General features: G+C 61.2%; 18 protein-coding genes. 10 read left to right on the plus strand and 8 right to left on the minus strand.

Annotation, left to right across the window (positions count from 1 at the left end; all coding sequences use genetic code 11):
* Positions 1–232: 232 nt before the first annotated feature.
* Both RWK44_RS25405 and RWK44_RS25410 read left to right on the plus strand, forming a co-directional pair.
* On the plus strand, positions 233–2548 hold the full coding sequence (locus tag RWK44_RS25405) for a methyl-accepting chemotaxis protein (protein WP_316029554.1): 2316 nt from the start codon (positions 233–235) through the stop codon (positions 2546–2548).
* Between the two features lie 127 nt (positions 2549–2675).
* Complete coding sequence (locus tag RWK44_RS25410; protein ID WP_222009843.1) at positions 2676–3677, plus strand: LLM class flavin-dependent oxidoreductase; 1002 nt, start codon at positions 2676–2678, stop codon at positions 3675–3677.
* Between the two features lie 103 nt (positions 3678–3780).
* Here RWK44_RS25410 and RWK44_RS25415 read toward each other — a convergent pair whose 3' ends face one another.
* Complete coding sequence (locus RWK44_RS25415; RefSeq protein WP_017968114.1) at positions 3781–4527, minus strand: YebC/PmpR family DNA-binding transcriptional regulator; 747 nt, start codon at positions 4525–4527, stop codon at positions 3781–3783.
* A 141-nt stretch (positions 4528–4668) separates the two neighbouring features.
* Here RWK44_RS25415 and RWK44_RS25420 point away from each other — a divergent pair, with 141 nt between their 5' ends.
* Positions 4669–5172: a pyridoxamine 5'-phosphate oxidase family protein gene (locus RWK44_RS25420; protein WP_012758860.1), complete on the plus strand. Its 504-nt coding sequence runs from the start codon at positions 4669–4671 to the stop codon at positions 5170–5172.
* Between the two features lie 98 nt (positions 5173–5270).
* Here RWK44_RS25420 and RWK44_RS25425 read toward each other — a convergent pair whose 3' ends face one another.
* The 7 genes from RWK44_RS25425 to RWK44_RS25455 all read right to left on the minus strand — a co-directional run bounded on the left by RWK44_RS25425 (position 5271) and on the right by RWK44_RS25455 (position 11871).
* Positions 5271–6116 (minus strand): MBL fold metallo-hydrolase, encoded by an 846-nt coding sequence (locus RWK44_RS25425; protein WP_222009725.1) that lies wholly within the window; start codon positions 6114–6116, stop codon positions 5271–5273.
* Positions 6117–6283: 167 nt separating this feature from the next.
* Positions 6284–7108, minus strand: a complete 825-nt coding sequence (locus RWK44_RS25430; protein ID WP_011653409.1) for a TIGR00282 family metallophosphoesterase — start codon at positions 7106–7108, stop codon at positions 6284–6286.
* Between the two features lie 3 nt (positions 7109–7111).
* A complete protein-coding gene (locus RWK44_RS25435) occupies positions 7112–7699 on the minus strand; it encodes a 5-formyltetrahydrofolate cyclo-ligase (protein WP_316029555.1) in 588 nt (195 codons plus the stop codon).
* Between the two features lie 106 nt (positions 7700–7805).
* Positions 7806–8501, minus strand: coding sequence for a hypothetical protein (locus RWK44_RS25440; RefSeq protein ID WP_316029556.1), 696 nt, complete (start codon positions 8499–8501; stop codon positions 7806–7808).
* Positions 8502–8560: 59 nt separating this feature from the next.
* Entirely contained in the window at positions 8561–9478 is a 918-nt protein-coding gene (locus RWK44_RS25445; RefSeq protein WP_316029557.1) for an NAD-dependent epimerase/dehydratase family protein, read from the minus strand.
* Positions 9475–10299, minus strand: coding sequence for a glycosyltransferase (locus RWK44_RS25450; RefSeq protein ID WP_316029558.1), 825 nt, complete (start codon positions 10297–10299; stop codon positions 9475–9477). The genes RWK44_RS25445 and RWK44_RS25450 overlap by 4 nt, the downstream gene beginning before the upstream one ends.
* A 351-nt stretch (positions 10300–10650) precedes the next feature.
* Positions 10651–11871 carry an NAD-dependent epimerase/dehydratase family protein gene (locus RWK44_RS25455; protein WP_003542736.1) on the minus strand — a complete coding sequence of 407 codons (1221 nt, stop codon included), beginning with the start codon at positions 11869–11871 and terminating at the stop codon, positions 10651–10653.
* A gap of 119 nt (positions 11872–11990) precedes the next feature.
* Here RWK44_RS25455 and ybgC point away from each other — a divergent pair, with 119 nt between their 5' ends.
* The 7 genes from ybgC (at position 11991) to pal (ending at position 17618) form a co-directional block, all read left to right on the plus strand.
* On the plus strand, positions 11991–12446 hold the full coding sequence (gene ybgC / locus RWK44_RS25460; RefSeq protein ID WP_012758853.1) for a tol-pal system-associated acyl-CoA thioesterase: 456 nt from the start codon (positions 11991–11993) through the stop codon (positions 12444–12446).
* Positions 12447–12821: 375 nt separating this feature from the next.
* Positions 12822–13541 (plus strand): protein TolQ, encoded by a 720-nt coding sequence (gene tolQ, locus RWK44_RS25465; protein WP_003542733.1) that lies wholly within the window; start codon positions 12822–12824, stop codon positions 13539–13541.
* Positions 13542–13559: 18 nt separating this feature from the next.
* Positions 13560–14015 carry a protein TolR gene (gene tolR, locus RWK44_RS25470; RefSeq protein WP_003542730.1) on the plus strand — a complete coding sequence of 152 codons (456 nt, stop codon included), beginning with the start codon at positions 13560–13562 and terminating at the stop codon, positions 14013–14015.
* Between the two features lie 8 nt (positions 14016–14023).
* Positions 14024–15166, plus strand: a complete 1143-nt coding sequence (locus RWK44_RS25475; RefSeq protein WP_168284237.1) for a hypothetical protein — start codon at positions 14024–14026, stop codon at positions 15164–15166.
* Positions 15167–15604, plus strand: a complete 438-nt coding sequence (locus RWK44_RS25480) for a cell envelope integrity protein TolA (RefSeq protein ID WP_168284236.1) — start codon at positions 15167–15169, stop codon at positions 15602–15604.
* Positions 15605–15627: 23 nt separating this feature from the next.
* A complete protein-coding gene (gene tolB / locus RWK44_RS25485; RefSeq protein WP_065281168.1) occupies positions 15628–16935 on the plus strand; it encodes a Tol-Pal system beta propeller repeat protein TolB in 1308 nt (435 codons plus the stop codon).
* A 152-nt stretch (positions 16936–17087) separates the two neighbouring features.
* Positions 17088–17618: a peptidoglycan-associated lipoprotein Pal gene (gene pal, locus RWK44_RS25490; RefSeq protein ID WP_020051519.1), complete on the plus strand. Its 531-nt coding sequence runs from the start codon at positions 17088–17090 to the stop codon at positions 17616–17618.
* Positions 17619–17642 lie beyond the last annotated feature (24 nt).

Genomic DNA, 17642 nt, shown 5'->3' on the forward strand with positions numbered 1-17642 from the left:
AGCGATTGCGAAATAACTGCCATTGATATGTGAACAAAACAAAAACGTTCCCGGATTTCGGCCCTGCCATTTACCGCGAATTAAAACAGATGCCCGAATTCTAGTCATCGAATACGAGAGGGCTTCTTTTCGCGAAGATTTAAGCCCCCGATGTTCTGTTTATAGGTCAGTTGATCAGGCATGCGCTGCGTGCCCGCGCTTGGCAGGCGTGTTCAGAAGGGGTTCGTCGTACATGGCTCGGAGATTTCAATCCCTGTCCTTTAAGGTCATCGCCACATTCATTCTGCTGACCGTGCTGTCGATCGCGGTCATCGATGTTCTTGCCTATTTCGCCAGCAGCCGCATTTCCGACGAGCAGGCGCTGAAGGCCAAGGAAAGCGTGCTGATCTTTCGCGGCGACATGCTGCAGGACCAGCTGACGCAGCTTGAAAACCAGGCCAATTCCATCGCGCGCATCGAGGCGCTGCAGATGTCGATCACCAATCTGAAGAGCGGCTGGAAGACGATCGAGAAGACCGCGGGCGATGCCCGTGCCGAGCTGAAGAAGGTTTTCATAGCGCGCAATCCCAACCCCGCCGACCAGCGCGAGAAGCTCATCAAGCCGGAAGGGCCGAGTGGCTTTTATTATTCGAGCCACGAAAAGACGCAGGGCGAAGTCGCCCGCGACCTTGAGGATACGGCCTTCAGCGATCTGCTGATCGTCGATCTCGAGGGTACCGTGCTCTATTCCTATAAGAAGGAAGATGATTTCGCCGAAAATCTGAAGTCGGACGCCTGGAAGGCGACCGGTGCCGGTATCGCTTTCGCCAAGGCGATCGAGAATACCGCCAAGGCGACCGATGACGCCGCGCCGACAGGCTTTTCCGGCCTTCGCGTCGATGCCGGCAGCGGCAAGTCGGCGATCTTTTATGCCGTGCCGATCGTCAAGCTTGGGGCGGCCAAGGGCATCATCCTCTTCAAGGTGCGCGACGACATCGTCACCGGCATCCTCGCCAAGGGCATCGTCCAGGGCAGCACAGCGCGGGCGGCGATCGTCTCCGGCGATGGTTCCGCCATCGGCCTCGACGGAAGCGGCAAGCTTGCGACGCTCGATGCGACGCCCTTCACCTTCATCAAGAGCGCGCTTGCCAGTTCGGCGATGACGGTTGCCGATTTCGACCGGACGGATGGAGCGGCTCGTGCCTATGTCCGCGGCATCGACTATCGCGGCGACCGTTTCCTCGTGGTCGAGAGTGTGTTGTTGAGCGAGCTCAATGCCGGCTCGATCGAGATCGCCACCCTGCTGACGATGATCGGCATCGGCGTGCTCGTCGTCATGGCGATCGCGACCGGGCTCGTCACCAATTTGCTGTTTTCGCCGCTTGCGCGGCTTGCCGGCGTCACCCGCGATGTCGCCGACGGCAAACTCGACAGCGAAATCGGCAGCCTGAACCGCAAGGACGAGATCGGCACGATGGCCAATGCGCTTGACCGCTTCCGCCACTCGCTGATCGAAAGCCGCGAACTCGAAGCCGCCAGCGAAGAGACGCGCCTGCAGGCCGAGCAGGACCGCCAGCAGAATCTGACCGAGCGCGAGGCCGAGGCCAGGACGCTGCAGCAGGTGGTCGAGGCGATTGACGAGGGCCTGCATCATCTGGCGAACGGCGATCTCGCCTATCAGATCGATAGCCGCTTCCCGAACGAACTCGAAAGCCTGCGCGTCAATTTCAACGAGGCGTTGGCGACACTCAGCGAAACCATGACGGCGATCGGCGGCAACTCGATGGCGGTGCGCGCCGGCTCCGAGGAGATGCGCACCGGCGCCGACGAACTTGCCGGGCGCACCGAGCGCCAGGCTGGCTCGATCACCGAGACGGCGAATGCGATCAGTGCCATCACACAGTCGGTCCGCCGGCAGATCGAGCGGGCCGAGCAGGCCGAGCGCATCGCTCGCGACGCCAAGAAGGAGACGACCGGCTCAGGCCAGATCATGCGCGAGACGATCGCGGCGATGGAGGCAATCCAGGCCTCCTCGCGCCAGATCAACACGATCATCTCCGTGATCGACGACATCGCCTTCCAGACCAACCTCCTGGCGCTCAATGCCGGCGTCGAGGCGGCGCGCGCCGGTGAATCCGGCAAGGGCTTTGCCGTCGTCGCCATGGAAGTGCGCGAGCTGGCCCAGCGTTCGTCGAGTGCGGCCAAGGAGATTTCCAGCCTGTTGCAGAAATCGACGCATGAGGTCGAAAGCGGCGTTACGCTGGTGGAAAAAGCGGGCGTCGCGCTGACGGGCATCGGCGCCCATGTCGAGGCGATCAATGGCCAGATCAACGAGATCATGAGTGCGACCCGCGAGGAGGCCAATACGCTGCGCGAGATCAATAGCGCCGTTGCCGAACTCGACGCGATGACGCAGCAGAACGCCTCGATGGTCGAGGAGACGACAGCGGCGATCCACCGGCTGGCGACCGAAGCCCTGGAAATGGATCGCCAGCTCGGCAATTTCACGCTGCCGGCCGGCCACCACCAGCCGAGCGCTGAGGTGCATGTGCTGCGCCGCCATCGGTAAATGATTGCTTCTGATCTTGCACAAGGGGTCGCGCTCGCGCGGCCTTTTTTGTTTGCGCGGATGGTTTGGAATGGTGCGGGCGCGAACCTACATAGACTGCATCGTTCAACTGCCCGGCAGGTTTTCCATGGTTCCCTTCTCCATACTCGACCTTTCCCCCGTTGCCGATGGCAGCAGCGTGCGCCAATCCCTCGATGGCTCGGCGCGGATGGCTGTGAAGGCCGAGGAATTCGGTTACAAGCGCTTCTGGCTTGCCGAACATCACGGCATGCCGGGGATCGCCAGCGCCGCCACCGCCGTCGTCATCGGCCATGTCGGGGCTGCGACGAAGCGCATTCGCATCGGCTCCGGCGGCATCATGCTGCCCAATCATTCGCCGCTTGTTATCGCCGAGCAGTTCGGCACGCTGGAGGCGCTCTTCCCCGGCCGCATCGATCTCGGCCTCGGGCGCGCGCCGGGAACGGACATGCGCACGGCACAGGCGCTGCGGCGCAATCTCGAAGCCGGTGCAAACAGTTTCCCGAACGATGTGGTGGAACTGCAGCAACTCCTCGGTACGCCGGTCGAGAACCAGGCCATCCTCGCAGTTCCCGGCAATGGCTCGCATATCCCGATCTGGCTGCTCGGCTCCAGCCTCTACAGCGCCCAGCTTGCGGCCATGCTGGGGCTGCCCTATGCCTTCGCCTCGCATTTCGCGCCCGATATGCTGCTCGATGCGATCGCGATCTACCGCGATCGCTTCCAGCCTTCGGAGACGCTGGACAAGCCCTACGTGATGGTCGGCGTCATGGGCGCGGTGGCGGCGACGGACGAGGAGGCACGGTACCATTTCACCTCCGCTGAGCAGCAGTTCGTCAATCTGCGCCGCAATGTCCGCGGCCCGTTCCCGCGTCCGGTGGCCGATATGGCGGACTTCTGGTCGCCGATGGAAAAGATGAATGTCGAACACACGCTGCGTTATGCCGTGGTCGGCTCGCCGAAGACGGCGGAGGCGAAACTGACGGAGTTTCTACAGGAAACGGAGGCCGACGAGGTGATCATCTCGATGCCGATCCACGACATCGAGGCGCGGCTGAAATCCGTGGAACTATTCGCGGGGTTGGGAAATTTCATGCGAGCCGCCGCATAGGGTTTTCCGGAGGCGCCTCGATCATCTTATGCGCGCGGACATTGACTGGTAGTAAAAACCCGGCGTCACGGCCGGGTTTTCCATCGAAGATCATCTGAGAAATTCAGGCCGAGAGCTTCGCCAGCACTTCTTCCGAGACCTCGAAGTTGGAATAGACGTTCTGCACGTCGTCATCGTCTTCCAGGCTGTCGATGAGTTTCAGCAGCGACTGGGCTTTTTCCTCGTCTACCGGCACGTTGTTCTGGGCGCGCCAGACGGCCTTGACGGTTTCGGCTTCGCCGAGGCTCGATTCCAGCGCTTTTGCCACTTCGCCGAGGGCTTCGAAGGCGCAGGTGATGTAGTGGCCGTCTTCGTCGGTCTCGACGTCGTCGGCGCCGGCTTCGATCGCGGCTTCCATCACCTTGTCGCCATCGCCGACGGAAAGCTTGTAGGTGATTTCGCCGACATGGTCGAAGGAGAAGGACACGGAACCGGTTTCACCGAGAGCGCCGCCGGCCTTGGTGAAGCTCGAGCGGACGTTGGAGGCGGTGCGGTTGCGGTTGTCGGTCAGGGCCTCGACGATGATCGCCGTGCCGCCGGGGCCGTAGCCCTCATAGCGGACTTCATCATAATTTTCGCCGTCGGCACCGGCTGCCTTCTTGATGGCGCGGTCGATATTGTCCTTCGGCATGGACTGGGCCTTGGCGTTCTGGATCGCCAGGCGAAGGCGGGCGTTCATCGTCGGGTCGGGCAGGCCGGCCTTTGCGGCAACGGTGATTTCGCGCGCAAGCTTGGAGAACATTTTCGACCGCACGGCATCCTGACGGCCTTTGCGGTGCATGATGTTTTTAAACTGTGAATGGCCAGCCATGGCACCCCTGTTCACGTCTCATTGTTCGGAATGGGCCGCCTTATAAGAGCGAAACGGCACCCGTTCAAGGAAAAAGCAGTTCGGAACAAAGGTGAGGGGATGACGTTTCAACCGAACTCCATCCAACGGAAAGGAACGGTCATGGCAAGTCTCAGTGAGGCGCAGGAACATCCAGCACGTCAGCTCTGGGATCAGGTCAACGATGTTCATGCCGGCATGCTCGGAATTTCCGGACTGGACATGCACATGCAGCCGATGGCGCCGCATGCCGATCCCACCACCAACACCATCTGGTTCTACACCAAGACCGATGCCGACATCGTGCGTGCCATCAAGCCCGGCAGCCGCGCGCATTTCTGCGTTATCGGCAAGGATCACGACTATCACGCCTGCCTCGCCGGTGTGATCGAGGTGCATCCTGACCCCTCCAAGATCGAGGAATATTGGAGCTCGATCGTTGCGGCCTGGTATGACGGCGGCAAGAAGGACCCCAAGCTCACTATGCTGTCCCTCCATGTCGACGATGCCGAGATCTGGGTTTCCACGGGCAACAAGCTGAAATTCGGCTGGGAGATCGCCAAGGCCAATCTCGACGACGACAAGATGCCGGATGTCGGCATCAAGCGCCATCTGCAGTTCGCCTGACGCGCAGTGCTCCTGCATAATTCAAAGTGCTACAGCGTCCTTTTTGCGCGTCTAAAAAGACGCGCTGCGCTGTAAAGTAGGAAAACCGCGGGGCCTTTTTACTGCACGCCCTTCAACACATAGATCAGCGGCTTTTTCGGCAGCGTACGCATCGAGACGATGATGCTGTCATCGGGCGCATTGGCGACGTCGAAATCCTTGCCGAACATCGAGACGAAGGCTTCGACCGGCGGGCCGCGCCGGTGCATCGGTAGGATCAGCGACGAGCGTAGCCGCTTGATGACGCGGCTCATGCTGTCGGCGCCCATGGTTAGGCCGCCATCGACGGGGACCATGACGACGTCGAGGCGGCCGATCTCGGTATAATGGGTATCCGTCAGTTCGTAATGCAGGTGGCCGAGATGGCCGATGCACAGGCCGGCGATCTCGAAGATGAAGATGGAATTGCCGTTCTCGTGCGAGCCGCCGAGGCCATAGCTGAAGCGGATATCCGTCGTGACGTTGCGGATATAGGCATCGCCGACGACCAGATTCACGTTGGCCTTCTCCTCCGGAACATCGCTCCACCCGTGCAGCACATGTTTGATGCCGGGATCGGGGGTCAGGGTATAGTGGGTCGTGTGCGCCTTGTTCATGGTCACGACATCGGGCGGCGTTGCCGGCCTGTACCAGCCATTATAGTCGGTTGCGATAACGATGCCGCCGGGCGTATCGATCTCGAAGGTCGAATGGCCGAGGAAGGTCAGTTTGACGTCCTCGCCCTCGGAGACGGCAGGCACCAGCGGCGGGGCGCCGGAAAAGCTTGCGAAGGTCACTTTGGGGATGGTTTGCGCGATCGCCTGGCACTGGCTGACCGGTGGCCGCTGCTCTTGTGCCCCGACGAGATTCGGCGCGGCGAAGGCCGCAAGGCATGCGATAGCGAGGACAAGATATCGCGGCTTCATGCCACCCCTCCGGCGCTTTCACTTTGTGGCGGGAGGATGCGGCATGAGGTCACGGTGGTCCAGACGGAGGATGCTCACAATTGCGTGTTAGCGGCGTGGCTATTCTAAATTAAAGAGTTAGAGCATTATGTCGCCCGAAAACCGCTCACACTTTTCGGCGTCATGCTCTATCGCCAGAACTCCGGCACCGTCTCGGCCAGCCGCGGTCCGAGCCGGAGCGGCGCGATCTTTTCGGCAAGTCCCGTCGTATCCGAGATTTCCACGCCGACGCCGCAGATCGTCGCGGGGCCGTTTGCGGCTTCCATGCGGCCCTTCGGCATCTTGGAGATGAAGCGGTTAAGCGGCTCCTCCTTGTCCATGCCGAGGGAGGAGTCATAGTCGCCGCACATGCCGGCATCCGACATATAGGCGGTGCCGCCGTTCAGGATCTGTGCGTCGGCGGTCGGCACATGTGTGTGGGTGCCGACGACGAAGCTGGCGCGGCCGTCGACGAAATGTCCGAAACACTGTTTTTCGCTGGTCGCCTCGGCATGGAAATCGAAGATGATCGCATCGGCCTGTTCCTTCAGCGGGCAGGCATCGAGGATGACCTCCGCCGATTTGAAGGGGTCGTCGAGTTCGGGATGCATGAAGACCCGGCCCATGACGTTGGCAACCAGCACACGCGCGCCGTTCCTGGCATAGAAAAGGCCGGAGCCGCGGCCGGGCGTGCCTTGCGGATAGTTGGCCGGCCGCAGGAATTGATCGTGGCGGCCGGCAAAAGCGACGGCTTCCTTCTGGTCCCAGACGTGATTGCCCGTCGTCACCACGTCGGCGCCGGCATTGATCGTTTCCAGAAAGATGTCCTCGGTGATGCCGAAGCCGCCGGCGGCGTTCTCGCCGTTGACGATGACAAAATCGAGCTTGAGGTCGGAAACCAGGCCGGGGAGGCGATCCCACACCGCCGTGCGTCCCGTCTTGCCGACCATGTCACCCAGAAAAAGCAGCCGCATTCCCTATCCAATCCAAGAGGCAAAAAAGCGAAGGCCGCTTTCTGTCAGGATGGCATCCAGGCTTATGTCGTGCGGCTCGTCGGGCACATGTGCCACTTCCTGGCAGTCGAATGCAATGCCGATCAGCTTCGGATGCAGGCCTTTTTGCCTTAGCCGGCTGATGGCGCGGTCGTAGTGGCCGGCGCCGTAGCCGATGCGGTAGCCGCGGGCATCGAAGGCCGAAAGCGGCACCAGCATGATCTCGGGATCAAGAATGGCGGCATCCGAGCCGGGGCCGACCGTGCCGAAGCCGGTATCGACGAGGGGCGCACCGTCCGCCAGCTCGCGAAAAACGATGGTCTGCCGATCGAGGATCGCCGGCACGCAGAGCCGCGCCCCGCGCACGGCAAAGCGCGCCATCAGCGGCCTGAGATCGGCTTCCGAACGGATCGGCAGGAAGCCGGAGACGATCGTATCCAGCGCAAAACCGACGGCCTCGCCGGCATGGTCGGCCATTGCTAGGCTTTTGGAGGCGCGTTTCTCGGCGGGGATAGCGTCGCGGGCGGACAGCCGTTCGTCGCGCAGCTGCGCTTTCAATTCTTTCGCGGTCATTGGATCTGCCGGTTCTGAGAGATTTACCCGAGCATAGACGGCAGGATGTCCGATGCAAATGCCGGATGCGACGGTTTCACGCCTCGGCCGCCGGCGGCAGCGGTGGTCAGACAACGATGCTTGTCGGTATTGTCGCCGTGGCGATGGAGAAGCCTGCCATATTGGCCCCGGCCTGCCGGTCCTGCTGCCGCAACTCGCGCATCGCCTTTTCGAGCACTTGCTTGAGTTCGCGCACCACCGCCTTGAACTCTTCCATCGTTTCGCGATCATCGGCCGAGATGCCTGAAAATTTCGGGGCATCCTCGGCGACGCTCGCATAGGCCTTGCGGGCGTTGGCGGCAGCGTCCGGTTCCTGCGAGCCGGTCTCGCCGGCCGCAGTTTCCCCTGCGGTATCCGTCAGCGCAGCAGCGGCCCCGCTCGTTGCGACGGCCTCAGCGCCCGTGGTTGCATCCACCGGAACAGCCGTTGCCGGCCTGCCGGGCGCGACTGATGATGCGAATTCGGAGGCAGCGGTGCCGACCTTGCGCGCCAGTTCACCGGCCAGCCGCGCGACCACCTCAGGTGCCATGTTGGAGCTGCGCAGCATCTCCAACTGCTGTTTTGCCTCTTCGAGCTTGCGTTGCGCCTTCGCCTTGGCCTCGTCTCCCGAGTTCGCCAAGGTCTGACGCATCTGCTGCAGCGCCTGGGTGGCGCGCTGCAGCTTCAGCACGCCTTGATCGGTCTCGCTTCCGGCGGCTGTAATGGCTGCCGTCGAAGACGCGCCGCGCAAGATGATGGAAGCAGACGTGGTTGCGACCTGCATGAACAATTCCCTGATTTTTAATTCAGGCCCCGATTGCGATTCGGGCGCATTCTGCAACGTCAGACTTGCGTGGACCTGTGTCTTGGAGATTTAGGAAGCGCAACGGCCAGCCGCTGCATCGTCTCGTCGAATAGAGGCGCTCCGCCGGGCGCCCAGCCGAGCGCGCGGATTTTCGCAGTGCTCATGGGATTGAGCGCGGCGCTATCGGCAGGGGCCGGCAGCGCGTGCCGACAGCCCGTCTCGCGGCGGATGGGTGAAAGGATATCGCGCGTGTCGACTGACATGTCCGAGACGTTGAAGACCTCGCCGGAGATGCGAGTGCTTTCCGTCTCCAGCATCAGTCTCACCGCCCGACCGAGGTCGCGGCCATGAACTTCCGTTCCCAAACGGGCAGCAACCGGCCGGCCGGCGAGGTAATCGGCGATGAGGCCGTCCCATTTGTTCGGCGAGAGATCGCCATAGACGCCGGTCGCCCTCAGGCTTACGCCGGCAAAACCCGGCGTGGAGAGATGGGCAAGCGCGCGTTCGGCATCGAGCTTGACCTGGCCGTAGAGTGTTTCGGGCTTGGCCAGCATCGTCTCCGCCAGTTCGATTGCCTCGGGATGTTCGCCGTAGGCGGCGCGGCTGGACAGGAAGACGCAGCGGCGCGTGCCGGCGCGTTTGGCGGCTTCGAAAAGCCGGACGGTGCCGTCGAGGTTCAACCTGTGGAATGTCTTCGGATCGTCGCCCTCGCCGCCGCGATATTTGCCCGGAACATGACTGAAAGCGGCGTGGACGAAGAAATAGGCGTCATCGAAGACATCGATCTGATCCTTGTCGGGATCGAGCGAAAGCGCTGCGAACTCGACCGGGCGGGAGAAGAGGCGGGGCAACGGCGCGCGACGCCCGCCGACGATCACCTGATATCCGGCGGCCAGCAGTTCCTCGACGACATACCGGCCGACGAGACCCGTTCCACCCGATACCAGTACCTTCATGCTGCCCCTTCCGGATTGTCCAGCGCCGTGATCTCAGGCACGTCGCCGCCATCGTGGAAACGATGCCACAGATCGATCAAAGGTTGTAGTCGCGCTGCCTTGGGATGATCCTTTTCCCACGGTTTTTCATACTGGTAGTGCAGGATCGAAATGCTCTTCCAGTCCCAAAGCTCCGGCATGGTGAACCATACATATTGCAGCATGTTGAAATAAACCGGCAGGCCGTGCCAATCCGGGAAGAATGTCTCGAGAAAGGTCTGATCGGTGCGCCGCCAGAAAGCGTTCGGCCTGTCGAGCCTTTCGAGCATGTGCCGGAACGTGTCATGCGAGGGCGTGGCGACGAAGACGCCGGAATTCATCCGGCGGAAGTCGGCGAGGTTTTCGTAGACATTTGGGGCGGCGGAAAATTCCGGATAGAGGAAGAGCCTGTCGACATTCTTCAGCACGAGGGCATCGGCGTCGATGAAGACGCAGCGCTGGTATTCGACGAGCTGCCAGAGCCTGAGCTTGCAGAAATTGTCGAGCGGCGAATGGAAATCCGGCTTGCGGCCCTTGGTGAAAGGAGCTGTCGAATGGAGCTGACCGCGGGCGTGGCGCTCGTTGAAGGCCGCAGAGAGCGGCAGGTGCTCGACCTCGATCAGGCGGCAGCCGAGCGCTTTCAGGGGCAAAAGGGCAGCAGCATCGACGCCGCCGGTATGCAGGATGACGATGTCGGCGCTGGTGCCGGTGCGGCGGAGAGAGTTCGCCAGGGCAGTGGCGCCCATGGCGTAATCGGCATTGGTGACGAGGGTGACATAGGCGAAAACGCGCGAGCGGTTCATCGGATTCGACTGCCCCGATATATCTTGCTCCGGCGAAGGAGGGATGGCAAAGCGTTGCTACACGTCTCTTCTCCCCAGCGGGGAGAAGGTGCCGGCAGGCGGTTGAGGGGGTGAGCGACGACAGGAGCGACTGCGCTGAGCGCAAGCGAAGGGCAATGAATGGCGTGCCGTGCGGCCCCCTCATCCGACCTTTCGGGCCACCTTCTCCCCGCTGGGGAGAAGAGGGAGCAAGCCGCGACCTTCCCGCTTTGGCGAGTCCAAATGAGATGCCGAGCCATGGTTGAGCTGACGTGACGAGGGTGAGTTTTTGGGTTGGCCGCGACCTTCCTAGCCTTCGTCATCTCTCAGCACTCATGAAACCGACTTCAGCCGCTTGCCTTCCGGATCGTGATTGATCGTCGCGGCGATGTCCTTGGTCCAGGCGGAGACGGCCGGCACGCGCGAGCGGTCGACGCGATAGGCGAATTTCTTCGCGACGTCGACGATCTCGCCGAGCAGGCCGGCTTCCAGCGTGATCGGCTCGAGGCCGAGATCGCGGAATTTTTCGTTGCGGACGATCAGCTCGTTCTCTGCGGCTTCCTTGCGCGGGTTGGGCAGCCAGGCAATCTTGGCGCCGCTCATCCGGGCGATCATCTCGGCGAGGTCGCGCACCCGGTGGGTTTCCGTCATCTGGTTGAAGATCTCGACGCGGGCGCCGCGGGCCGGCGGGTTTTTCAATGCCAGCTCGATGCAGCGCACCGAATCCTGGATGTGGATGAAGGCGCGGGTCTGGCCGCCGGTGCCGTGCACCGTCAGCGGATAGCCGATCGCCGCCTGGATGAGGAAGCGGTTCAGCACCGTGCCATAATCGCCGTCGTAGTCGAAACGGTTGATCAGCTGCGCGTGGCGTCGCGTCTGCTCGGTATGTGTGCCCCAGACGATGCCCTGGTGCAGATCGGTGATCCTCAGGCCGTCATTCCGCGCGTAGAACTGGAAGAGAAGCTGATCCAGGCACTTGGTCATGTGATAGATCGAGCCGGGATTGGAGGGATAGAGGATCTCCTGGCTGACCGTCTCGCCGCCTGCAGTCTCGATGCCGACCGGCAGGTAGCCCTCGGGGATCGCCGCCCCGACCGTCGAATAGCCGTAGACGCCCATGGTGCCGAGATGGATGAGATGGGCATCGAGATTGAGTTCCGTCAGCGCGTTCAGCAGGTTGTGCGTGGCGCTGACGTTGTTGTTGACCGTGTAGTTCTTGTGGCGGTCGCTCTTCATCGAATAGGGCGCGGCCCGCTGCTCGGCGAAATGGATGACGGCATCCGGGCGATGTTCGGAAAGCCAGTTCTTCAGGAGTTCGTAATCCTTGGCGAGATCGATCAGATTGAAGTGAATGCGGCGCCCGGTTTCAGCATGCCAGATGCGGGTGCGCTCCTGGATCGAATCCATCGGCGTCAGCGACTGCACGCCGAGTTCCGTGTCGATCCAGCGGCGCGAGAGATTGTCGAGGATATGGATGTCGTGACCGGCATCGGAGAGATGCAGCGACGTTGGCCAACCAATGAAACCGTCTCCGCCCATAACCGCAATCTTCATCGCATCGTCTCCTGATTGGTCGCTCATTATCGGGAATAGTTAGGAATTGTGACAATCATTCAATGCTTGCCTGTCTGGAAGCGTTGCGCCAAACAGGGCACCTCAGTTTGGAGAAAATTATGACGGAACGCCCTTTTTCCATTTCGGGAGAGCTGACGGAGGCCGGACACCGCCTTGTCCAGCGGGTCTATTATGAAGATACGGACTTCTCCGGCCTGGTCTATCACGCCCGCTACCTGCATTTCCTGGAGCGCGGCCGCACCGATTATCTGCGCTGCCTCGGCGTCGAGCAGCGCGAACTCGTCAGCGCCGACGAGGAAGGGCTGGTTTTCGTCGTTCACCGCATGGAGATCGACTTCAAGAGCCCGGCGCGCATGGACGATGTGCTGACGATCCTGACGCATACGGAAAAAGCCGGCGGCGCCAAGATGGTGCTCAATCAGCAGATCCGCTCAGGCGAGACGCTGCTGATCGCCGCCAAGGTGATCATCGCCGTCATCAACGCCCGGGGGCGGCCGAGGCGGCTGCCGGAAACACTGGCGGTGAAATTCCTGGAGGGCAGCACGCCGTTGTAGTCAGAATCGCTTGAAATTCAGGTCTTGTCAGAACTTGAGTTTTATGTGAAGGAATTCCCGCGCCGCAGGATGAGCGCTCTTTCGGCAGCCGGACCTTGCTCCGGTCAAGTAATCCATGGAACGAAATCTTCCAAACACAGGCTTACTGTCACAGTCCGGCACTAACGATCTATTAACCATAATAGTGTCTTACTGGGAAAGTCGGAGTTTGTGCGGTGCACGCCTTCCTTTGACCAAATTTGACGGCAAGAAGGCGGAAGATGAGCTTGGAAGTTTGACCAGGGCTTTGGGCGGCGGTCGCCGGACACTTCTTGCGAGATCAGTTTGTGCCGCCCGGTCCAGCACCGGGCGTTTGGATTCGGGGATTTTGGACCAATGGAACAAGTAGGATTGGCAGCAGCAACGACGGACGTCAGCCTCTGGTCGCTTTTCATGCAGGCCGGCATCGTCGTCAAGCTCGTCATGCTCGGGCTCATCGCGGCCTCGGTGTGGACGTGGGCGATCGTCATCGACAAATACCTGGCCTATGGCCGCGCGCGGCGCCAGTTCGACAAGTTCGAGCAGGTGTTCTGGTCGGGCCAGTCGCTGGAAGAACTCTACCGCTCGCTGTCGGAACGCAACAATACAGGGCTCGCGGCCATCTTCGTCGCCGCCATGCGCGAGTGGAAGAAATCCTTCGAACGCGGCGCCCGCTCGCCGATCGGCCTGCAGATGCGTATCGACCGTGCGATGGACGTGACGCTCGCTCGTGAGACCGAATTTCTCGGCGCCCGTCTTGGATCGCTCGCGACCATCGGCTCGGCCGGTCCGTTCATCGGTCTCTTCGGCACGGTCGTCGGCATCATGACCTCGTTCCAGGCGATTGCCGGTTCGAAGTCGACCAACCTTGCGGTCGTCGCGCCCGGTATCGCCGAAGCGCTACTTGCCACCGCGATCGGCCTCGTCGCCGCTATACCGGCAGTTATCGCCTACAACAAGTTCTCTGCCGATGCCGGCAAGCTCTCGGGCCGCATGGAAGGTTTCGCGGATGAATTCTCCGCCATACTTTCGCGCCAGATCGACGAGAAACTGCAGCCACGCGCTGCCGCTCAGTAAGCAACGGAGTATTCTGACATGGGTATGGCTGTTGGAGGCAATGGCGGCGGAGGCGGCGGACGCCGTCGTCGCGGCGGTCGGAATAGGGCCGTGATTTCCGAAATCAACGTGACGCCGCTCGTCGACGTCATGCTGGTGCTTTTGATCATCTTCATGGTCGCGGCACCGATGATGACCGTCGGCGTGCCGATCGACCTGCCGGAAACGCAGGCCAAGGCGCTGAATTCCGAGACGCAGCCGATCACCATCTCCGTCAAGAACGACGGCGAGGTGTTCCTGCAGGAAACGCCGATCCCGGCCGCGGAGATCGCCGCCAAGCTCGAGGCGATCGCCACTACCGGCTATAACGAACGTATCTTCGTGCGCGGCGACGCGACCGCGCCTTATGGCGTCATCGCCGACGTCATGGCCCGTATTCAGGGCGCAGGCTTCAAGAATATCGGCCTCGTGACGCAGCAGAAGAAGGACCAATAGCGCTCAAAATGAAGGCCAGTGTCATCACATCTGCTGTTTTGCACGGCCTGGTGCTCACCTGGGCGATGGTATCGCTCGGCGCCCCTGAATCCTTCAAGGTAGAGGATTTCGAGGCGATGCCGGTCGATCTGGTGCCGGTGGAATCCATTACCCAGATGCAGCAAGGCGACAAGAAAGCTCCGAAGAAGGAGACTTCCGCGCCCGTACCAACGACGCGGCCGCCGATCGCACAGCCCGCCGAAAATGCCGGCGACAACAATGTCGACCTGAAAACGCCTCCGGTCCCGAACGCCAAGCCCAGCAATACCGAAGCGGCGGCGGCGAATTCGAGCGACAAGCCGATGCCGAAGATCGATCCTAAGCCGAATGACGTGAAGGAGATCGTCAAGGAGGAAACGGAAGTAGAGCAGCCGAAGGAGGTCGCTTCCATTCCGCCACCGAAGCCTGTCGAAGTGACGCCGCCGAAGCCGGAGGAAAAACCGCCGGAAGAACAGGCCAAGCCGGAGGAGCCGCCGAAGCCGGATGCGGAAGCATTGCCGGACAACGTGCCGACCCCCGTCGCCAAGCCGCAGGTGAAGCCGCTGGAACCGCAGAAGCCCGTCGAAAAGCCGCCGGAAAAGACTGCGGATCAGCCGAAGACCGCCGACACACCGGCGGACAAGAAGAAGGCGGACAAGAAGCAGGAAGTGGCGAAATCGGCTTCATCGATGAAGAGCGACTTCAACGCGGATGAAATCTCCGCGCTGCTCAACAAGGCCGATCCTTCCGCCGGTGGGGCCAAGCGCTCGACGCAAGAAGCATCGCTGGGGAACAAGAAGAGCAATGGCGGAGCCAAACTTAGCCAGAGCGAGGTTGACGCAGTACGTGGTCAGATCTCCGGTAATTGGTCGTCTGTTCAGGGGCTGGCGGGCGCGGGCGATGTTCATCTTCAGGTTCGTTTCCAGCTTGATCAGGCCGGAAATGTCGTTGGTGATCCAGAGGTCATTGCGACAGGTGGGCCGGAGTCGACTCGTCAGGCTCTTAAGAGCAGCGTTTATCGCGCTGTTATGAAATCATCTCCCCTCAAGAACTTACCAGCAGATAAGTATGAGGGCGAGAACGGCTGGAACGAGATGCTTCTCACCTTCGACGCAAGCGATTTTGGAATCTAGATGCTGAGCAGCTTATCCCATTTCGCGAAGTCTATCGGGGCACTGGCGATGTTAATGGCTGCTTTCTCACTGCCGCCTGATGGACATGCGGAGACGATGAGTCGGGAAAAAACTGACTCAAAAGCAAAAATTTTAAGTGTGCCCGTTATCGATGGGATGCGAAATGCCATCACAAATCGTTTTGCCCTCCCTGCGGACCTGAAGGACGCCGCCAGCGTTCATCTAAGGTTCCGTGTGCGCCTCGATAGGAACGGTCGCATTATCGGAACTCCCGATGCGGAGGTCAGCGGTGGCAGCGAAAGGACACGTAAAATCATTACCGACGCAGCTCTTCGCGCAATTGTCCGTGCAGCTCCTTACACGATGCTTCCAAAAGACAAATACGATGTCTGGAAGGAAGTTGTTTTGAACTTCGATGTCAGCCAACTGAACCTATAAAGTGCTGAAAGGCTTGTTTTGATATGGTCAAGTGTTCCCTCATCCGCGCCCTGATGGTCGTTGCCGGTTTAGTCGGGGCCGCAGTCTTTACGACTCCGGCGAACGCGCTTGTCGAGATCAATATCAACAAGGGTAATATCCAGCCGCTTCCGATCGCGGTGACTGATTTCCAGGGCGACATGGGCGCGCAGGTCTCGCAAGTCATCGCCGCCGACTTGCAGCGGTCCGGTCTCTTCGCACCCATCAACAAAACCGCCTTCATCGAGAAGATCTCTAATCCCGACGCTTCGCCGCGCTTCGAGGACTGGAAGGTCATCAATGCCCAGGCGTTGGTCACCGGCCGGGTTACCAAGGAAGCGGATGGCCGCCTTCGTGCCGAATTCCGCCTATGGGATACATTTGCCGGACAGCAGATGACCGGTCAGCAATTCTATACGCAGCCGGAGAACTGGCGCCGTGTGGCTCACATCATCGCCGATGCGATCTACAAGCAGATCACCGGTGAGGAAGGTTATTTCGACACGCGCGTCGTCTTCGTCTCCGAATCCGGCACCAAGCAGCAGCGCAAGCGCCAGCTGGCGATCATGGATCAGGACGGCTTCAACGTGCGAATGCTGACGGATGGCAGCGATCTCGTGCTGACGCCGCGCTTCTCGCCGAGCCGGCAGGAAGTCACCTACATGTCCTTTGCCAACCAGCAGCCGCGAGTCTATCTGCTGCAGCTGGAAACCGGGCAACGCGAGGTCGTCGGCAATTTCCCCGGCATGACCTTCTCGCCGCGCTTTTCGCCGGATGGTCAGAAGGTGATCATGAGCCTGCAGCAGGATGCCAATTCCAACATCTATACGATGGACCTGCGCTCGCGCACGACGACGCGGTTGACCTCGACGGCGGCGATCGACACGTCGCCCTCCTATTCGCCTGACGGCGCACGCGTCAGTTTCGAAAGCGACCGCGGCGGAAAGCCGCAGATCTACGTGATGAACGCCGATGGCTCGGGCCAGACCCGCATTTCCTTCGGCGACGGCTCCTATTCGACGCCGGTCTGGTCGCCGCGCGGCGATCTCATCGCCTTCACCAAACAGGCCGGCGGCAAGTTCTCGATCGGCGTGATGAAGCCGGATGGTTCGGGCGAGCGCATCCTGACGACCGGCTTCCACAATGAGGGCCCGACCTGGGCGCCGAACGGCCGCGTGCTGATGTTCTTCCGCCAGGCTGCGGGGTCGGGCGGTCCGCAGCTCTATTCGATCGATCTGACCGGTTACAACGAGCAGCTCGTGAAGACGCCGACCTACGGCTCCGACCCGGCCTGGTCGCCGCTTATGGAGTAGGCGATGCGCTGCTGCCTTCTTGTCGCCCCAAAGTCATGGAACCGAGCGGCCAAGGGACAAAGTGGCAAATTGTTAACCATAATCTTTGAGGGGCGGTTAACCGAGTGCGGTTACTGTCCGGAAACCCTGATGAAATCGCAAGGAGACCGGCCATGAGCCGAATTCATACCCCGGCAATGAGCCGCATGCAGAATTTCGCCCGCAACCCCGTCATGATCGCGCTTATCGCCGGCCTCGCGCTCGCAAGCTGCGCCAAGAAGCCGCCGAACAGCGCCGGCGACCTCGGCCTCGGCAGCGGTGCTGGCGCCGCAACGCCGGGCTCTGCCCAGGACTTCACGGTCAATGTCGGCGACCGCATCTTCTTCGACACCGACTCCTCGTCGATCCGCGCCGATGCCTCGCAGACGCTCGACCGTCAGGCCCAGTGGCTTGGCCGCTACCCGAACTACCAGATCACCGTCGAAGGCCATGCCGACGAACGCGGCACGCGCGAATACAACCTCGCGCTCGGCGCCCGCCGTGCGGCTGCCGCCAAGGACTATCTCGCTTCGCGTGGTGTCCCGGCGCAGCGCCTGAAGACGATCTCCTACGGCAAGGAACGTCCGGTCGCCGTCTGCGACGATATTTCCTGCTGGTCGCAGAACCGCCGCGCGGTTACCGTGCTTGGCGGCGCCGGCATGTAATTGCCGAGCAACAATTGGCTTTTT

It is taken from the genome of Rhizobium sp. 25PS6, assembly GCF_032464655.1.
GTDB lineage: Bacteria > Pseudomonadota > Alphaproteobacteria > Rhizobiales > Rhizobiaceae > Rhizobium > Rhizobium laguerreae.